The organism is Streptomyces corchorusii (assembly GCF_001514055.1).
GTDB classification, from domain to species: domain Bacteria; phylum Actinomycetota; class Actinomycetes; order Streptomycetales; family Streptomycetaceae; genus Streptomyces; species Streptomyces olivaceoviridis.
On the sequence record NZ_KQ948379.1, the window covers coordinates 86,290 to 92,371 of the forward strand.

The 6,082-nt window shown below is 70.6% G+C and carries 6 protein-coding genes; 3 read left to right on the forward strand and 3 right to left on the reverse strand.

Going from position 1 to position 6,082, the window contains the following annotated elements; all coding sequences use genetic code 11:
- Nucleotides 1-8: 8 nt before the first annotated feature.
- Complete coding sequence (lepB, locus tag AQJ11_RS42865; protein WP_059267070.1) at nucleotides 9-566, reverse strand: signal peptidase I; 558 nt, start codon at nucleotides 564-566, stop codon at nucleotides 9-11.
- Nucleotides 567-1,105: 539 nt separating this feature from the next.
- On the opposite strand from lepB, the gene ahcY reads away from it, so the two are divergent.
- Both ahcY and AQJ11_RS42875 read left to right on the forward strand, forming a co-directional pair.
- On the forward strand, nucleotides 1,106-2,563 hold the full coding sequence (gene ahcY / locus AQJ11_RS42870; RefSeq protein WP_014673087.1) for an adenosylhomocysteinase: 1,458 nt from the start codon (nucleotides 1,106-1,108) through the stop codon (nucleotides 2,561-2,563).
- 252 nt (nucleotides 2,564-2,815) lie between these two features.
- On the forward strand, nucleotides 2,816-3,430 hold the full coding sequence (locus AQJ11_RS42875) for a hypothetical protein (protein ID WP_014673086.1): 615 nt from the start codon (nucleotides 2,816-2,818) through the stop codon (nucleotides 3,428-3,430).
- 57 nt (nucleotides 3,431-3,487) lie between these two features.
- Here the strand turns inward: AQJ11_RS42875 and AQJ11_RS42880 are convergent, their stop codons facing one another.
- Complete coding sequence (locus AQJ11_RS42880; RefSeq protein ID WP_107120970.1) at nucleotides 3,488-4,459, reverse strand: RDD family protein; 972 nt, start codon at nucleotides 4,457-4,459, stop codon at nucleotides 3,488-3,490.
- 143 nt (nucleotides 4,460-4,602) lie between these two features.
- On the opposite strand from AQJ11_RS42880, the gene AQJ11_RS42885 reads away from it, so the two are divergent.
- A complete protein-coding gene (locus AQJ11_RS42885; protein WP_059267067.1) occupies nucleotides 4,603-5,610 on the forward strand; it encodes a stage II sporulation protein M in 1,008 nt (335 codons plus the stop codon).
- A gap of 152 nt (nucleotides 5,611-5,762) precedes the next feature.
- Here AQJ11_RS42885 and AQJ11_RS50625 read toward each other — a convergent pair.
- The coding region (locus AQJ11_RS50625; RefSeq protein ID WP_208616758.1) for a hypothetical protein at nucleotides 5,763-6,082 on the reverse strand (320 nt) is incomplete at its 5' end.

Consider the following 6,082-nt stretch of genomic DNA (forward strand, 5'->3'; position numbering starts at 1 on the left):
TACGCCCCTCAGCCCTGAGCGGGCTGCATGGGCCAGGGCGCCGGCGGCACCGTCGGCGCCTTCCGCCGCCGGACCACCACGGCGGCGATCCCCAGCCCGGCACCGGTGAGGACCAGCAGACCGCCCACGAGCAGGGCCGTGCCCAGCAGAGCCGGGCCCGTACGGTCGTCCGTCACCCGCCCCCGCACGGCGTCCACCGGCACGGTCCCGCCGTGATCGGCGGCGAAGAAGCGGGAGTCCATCGAGTCGGACCGGTGGTCACCCATCAGGAACAGCCGGCCCTGCGGCACCTTCACGTCGTACGGCCGGTGCACACCGTCGGCGTCGCCCTCGTAGACATACGGCTCCCTGATCGGCTTGCCGTTCACGGTGACCCGCTCCTCGGAGCCCACGGTCGTGCAGCACGCCACACGGTCACCGCCCACGCCGATCACCCGCTGCATGAAAACACCCTCGGCCCGGTAGCGCCCCGGCATCGAGAACACCACGACGTCCCCGCGCCGCACCTCACTGCCGTCCACCCGCTCCCAGACGATCCGGTCACCCCGCTGGTACGTCGGCTCCATGCTCTGGCTCGGCTGCGTGCCCGTGCCGTACGCGCCGCGCCCGTAGACGAAGGCGCCCCCGGCCAGCACCACACCCAGCAGCCCCACCACCAGCGCCGCGATCCCCAGTCCCCGGCCTCTGTCCGCCATGTCCCGCCCCTTCCCCTGCGGCCAGTCCGCGGCGCGGAGGATAGCGGTCCTCCGTGAACGCTCCGTGCGCCGGGCTCGCCGTGACCGCTCGCCGTGACCGCTCGGCGCACCCTGCTCCGTCACCGGCCCCCTCCGTCGACGGCAGGCGAAAACGCCGCGCACCCGACCCATCGAATGCTCATGCGGACTGGGGCCGACCGGGCCGACCGTGTAGCTTGGGACGGAGCCAGACGTCGCTGCTGATGGCGGTCGGGCGGTCCCACGCGGACCGACCGAGGGAGAGAGGGCCTCCGACGGACTGCGCTGCGCGTACGCGGGCATGCCTGTGTCCTCTTCTTGGGCACCCCTGTGTCCGCCGCCGCGCAGACCAGCCGTACCCACCTCGACCCAACCCCGAGGAGCAGCTCGTAATGACGACTGTCGAGAACCGACAGGACTTCAAGGTCGCCGACCTCTCGCTGGCCGAGTTCGGCCGCAAGGAGATCACCCTCGCCGAGCACGAGATGCCCGGCCTGATGGCGATCCGCAAGGAGTACGCCGAGGCCCAGCCGCTCGCCGGCGCCCGCGTCACCGGCTCGCTGCACATGACCGTGCAGACCGCCGTGCTCATCGAGACCCTGGTCGCCCTCGGCGCCCAGGTCCGCTGGGCCTCCTGCAACATCTTCTCCACCCAGGACCACGCCGCCGCCGCCATCGCCGTCGGCCCGAACGGCACGCCGGACAACCCGCAGGGCATCCCGGTCTTCGCCTGGAAGGGCGAGACGCTGGAGGAGTACTGGTGGTGCACCGAGCAGGCGCTGACCTGGCCGGACAGCCCCACCGGCGGTCCGAACATGATCCTGGACGACGGCGGTGACGCCACCCTCCTCGTCCACAAGGGCGTCGAGTACGAGAAGGCCGGCGAGGTCCCCGCCCTCGACACCGCCGAGTCCGACGAGCACCGCGTCATCCTCCAGCTGCTGCACCGCACCCTGGGCGAGAACCCCCAGAAGTGGACCCAGCTCGCCTCGGAGATCCGCGGCGTCACCGAGGAGACCACCACCGGTGTCCACCGCCTGTACGAGATGCAGCGCGACGGCGTCCTCCTCTTCCCGGCGATCAACGTCAACGACGCCGTCACCAAGTCGAAGTTCGACAACAAGTACGGCTGCCGCCACTCCCTGGTCGATGGCATCAACCGCGCCACCGACGTCCTGATCGGCGGCAAGACCGCCGTCGTCTGCGGCTACGGCGACGTGGGCAAGGGCTGCGCCGAGTCCCTGCGCGGCCAGGGCGCCCGCGTGATCGTCACCGAGATCGACCCGATCTGCGCCCTCCAGGCCGCGATGGACGGTTACCAGGTCACGACCCTCGACGAGGTCATCGACAAGGCCGACATCTTCATCACCACGACCGGCAACAAGGACATCATCATGGCCTCGGACATGGCCAAGATGAAGCACCAGGCCATCGTCGGCAACATCGGTCACTTCGACAACGAGATCGACATGGCCGGCCTCGCCAAGGTCCCCGGCATCGTCAAGGACGAGGTCAAGCCGCAGGTCCACACCTGGACCTTCCCCGACGGCAAGAAGATCATCGTGCTGTCCGAGGGCCGCCTGCTGAACCTGGGCAACGCCACCGGCCACCCGTCGTTCGTGATGTCCAACTCCTTCGCGGACCAGACCCTGGCCCAGATCGAGCTGTTCACCAAGCCCGACGCGTACCCGATCGGCGTCTACGTGCTGCCCAAGCACCTCGACGAGAAGGTCGCCCGCCTCCACCTGGACGCGCTCGGCGTCAAGCTCACCAAGCTGCGCCCGGAGCAGGCCGCGTACATCGGCGTGGAGGTCGACGGCCCGTACAAGCCGGACCACTACCGCTACTGATCCGGTGATCGCGTAGTCCGGCCCGCCGGGCAGGGTGCGCCGGTGCACCGACGCACCCTCCCCGGCAGCAGGTCCTCCGAGACAGGCCCCCGCACCCCCGTGCCGGGGGCCTGCCCCTTTGGCTCCCAGACCCATGGCTTGCTTCCAGGACCCGGAGTCTGAGGGAGCCAGGAATCTGCGGGACCCCTCGCCGTACCGCTTCCGGACCCATGCCCTCCCGGCCGGATCAGCCCGTCAAGACCCAGGACCCCCATGCCCCGCGGCCGTTATTCGCTCCACGATCCGCACGATCACACCCCCCTCGCGGACGAACACTTCCAGTGCGCCCCCGGCCCGTCCGGCTGGCGCTATGTCTCCCGGCTGACCGGCCCCGCCGGCGACCACCGCGGCTCGGTCGACCTCGCCCTGGACGACCTCGGCCGTCCCATCCGCCTCGAACTCCACGCGGGTGACTGGCAGGTGCGCGGAGCCGCCCTCGACGGCGTCACCTGGGTCCGCACCGACCCCACCGGCACCCAAGCCACCGAAGGCAATGTGCGCGCCCACGCCTTCACCGGCACGTCCCCCGCGTTCCTCGTCGCCACCGCCCGGCTCCTGCGCCTCACCCCCTCGTCCGCCGCGACCCGCGTACGCCTCGTGGCCTTCACCGACCCCGTCCTCGCCCCCCGCACCGTGGACCAGTCCTGGGCTCTGGTGAACAGCGAAGCACACGCCACTGACAACGGCCCCCTGACCGTGGACGAATACCAGGTCACAGCGCTGGACACCGGGGAGCAGCACACCGTGCACATCGCCGGCGACGTCGTCCTCGCCGCGCCCGGGATCGAGCTGGAAGACCTCCAGTCCCCGCCGTCGCGATTCGACTGACCCCCCTACCTCCGGCGGCCCCGGGTGCCGCGAGCACGGCGGGACCACACTCCACGCCTACGCCGGCGGCGCGAACCCCGTGGCCGGCCGATCGGCCCGCGGCTCCTCCGGCGGCGGCGCCGACGAGGGCGCGAGAGGGGCCTGCGGCGGCCGGGATGCGGCTCCGGATGCCATCGGCGGTACCGCCGGCTGCGCCACCGGCGGCACCGCGGTCGCAGCCGGCGGCCGGGCTTCGGGCGCCGCCATCGGCGGAGCGAAGCCGTCCGACGGCACGCCGCCGCCCCTCCCGAACACCTGCCGGGCCTCACGGGACTGCCGCTCGTGCACCACGGCCGCCAGGAAGGCGGCGGGAGGCAGATCCCGCGGCACCGGCGTCCCGGTCCGCTCCGCGAGATCGGCCGCCAGCCGCTCCGCCATGCCCGTCGAGACCTGCGGATCAAGCTGCTGCATCCGCGTCAGGTACTGCCGGACGGCGAGCCACAGCCCCTCCGGGACCGCCGACAGGTCCAGCCCGGCGAACCACCCCACGAGCCACGGCGGCGGAGGCGGAACGAAGCCGGCCCGCCCGGCGGGTATCCGTTCCCGCACGACCAGGGTGCCCGCGAAAACGTCCCCGAGCCGCCGCCCCCGCGCCGAGACCAGCGAGGCGATGCAGGCCACCACCCCGAACGTCATCAGGATCTCCACCACCCCGACCGCGCCCCGCACCAGCGCGTGCCGGAAACGGATCGGCCCACCGTCGTCCCGCACCACCCGAAGCCCGAACGCCAGCTTCCCCAGCGAACGCCCGCGACTGAGCGTCTCGACGGCTATCGGCCCGCCGACCAGCACCAGCAGAAACGTCGCGATCGACAGCGCCAGCTGCGCGGCCTCATCCAGCGAAGCCGTCGACACGGCCAGCACCATCAGCACGACGACGTACGCGACCACCGCCACGACCAGGTCCAACAACACGGCCAGCGCCCTGCTCGGCAGCTTCGCGGGCCGCAGTTCGAGCGCCACCGCCTCGCCCGTCACCAGCTCACTCACGCCCGCCGCCCTTCCCTGGTCTGCCCCCTGAACCGCAAGTCTGCCAAGCTGAGGGCGCGCCGCGCCGCAGTACGACAAGCTGACAGCAAGCCCGAGCACCCACGACGAGCCGTGGACGACCAGCCGAGGAGCAGGCAGACCCGATGGACCTGGACGTCTTCGTCTCCGTACACCGAGCCGAATGGGACCGGCTCGATGCACTGCTCGGCCGCCGACGCCGGCTGACGGGCGCCGAAGCAGACGAACTCGTCGTCCTCTACCAGCGCACCGCCACCCACCTGTCACTCATCCAGTCGAGCGCTCCGGACCCGCAACTGACTGGGCGGCTCAGCCGGCTCGTGGCCCGCGCGCGCAGCACCGTCGCCGGCACCCGCCGCGCCTCCTGGCGAGACGTCGCGCGCTTCCTCGGCCAGGGCTTCCCGGCCGCCGTCTACCGCACCCGCCACTGGTGGGTGCCCACCGCGCTGGTCTCCACCGCCATCTCCGTCCTCCTGGGCTGGTGGATCGGCACCCACCCCGAGGTGCAGTCGTCCATCGCGGCACCCAGCCAGCTGCGCGAGCTGACCCGGCCCGGCGGCGAGTACGAGACCTACTACTCCAGCCATCCGGCAGCCGCTTTCGCGGCCCAGGTGTGGACGAACAACGCCCAAGCGGCGGCGATGTGCCTGGTCCTGGGCGTCTTCCTCGGACTGCCCGTCCTCTGGATCCTCTTCCAGAACATGCTCAACCTGGGCGTCGGCTTCGGCCTCATGTCCTCGGCCGGCCGCCTCGACACCTTCCTCGGCCTGGTCCTCCCGCACGGCCTGCTCGAACTGACCGCGGTGTTCGTCGCCGCCGGTACGGGCCTGCGCCTCGGCTGGACCGTCATCGACCCCGGCCCGCGCACCCGGCGCACGGCGCTCGCGGAGGAGGGACGGGCCGCCGTCGGCATGGCGATCGGACTCGCCCTGGTCCTGTTCGTCTCCGGAGCCATCGAAGGCTTCGTCACCCCTTCCGGCCTGCCGACCTGGGCCCGCGTCGGCATCGGTGTCGCGGCCGAGCTGGGGTTCCTGGCGTACGTCTACGTGCTGGGCGGACGTGCCGCACGCACAGGTGAGACGGGCGATCTCGAAGCGATGGACCGCAGCGCCTCGGTCCCCACGGCCGCCTGACGGCCGGCGGATGTGCGCTCGACCCCTGTGAGCTGCTAATCTCCTCTTCGCCCCACGAGAGCCGTTGACACGGAGGGAGTGGGGAGGTAGATTCAAACAGTTGCCCGGAGCTGGACAAGCTCCCCGGCAGCCGATAGAATCTATGAGCTTCCTCAGAAGTCCTGAGTGACATTCCGAGAAGCACCCTCCCGATTACTCAGAAATGAGCGGCTGGTTCGACCGGCCAAAAACTTCTGATAAAGTCGGAACCGCCGGAAAGGGAAACGCGAAAGCGAGAACCTGGAAAGCACCGAGGAAATCGGATCGGAAAAAGATCTGATAGAGTCGGAAACGCAAGACCGAAGGGAAGCGCCCGGAGGAAAGCCCGAGAGGGTGAGTACAAAGGAAGCGACCGTTCCTTGAGAACTCAACAGCGTGCCAAAAATCAACGCCAGATATGTTGATACCCCGTCTCCGGTCATCACGATCGGGA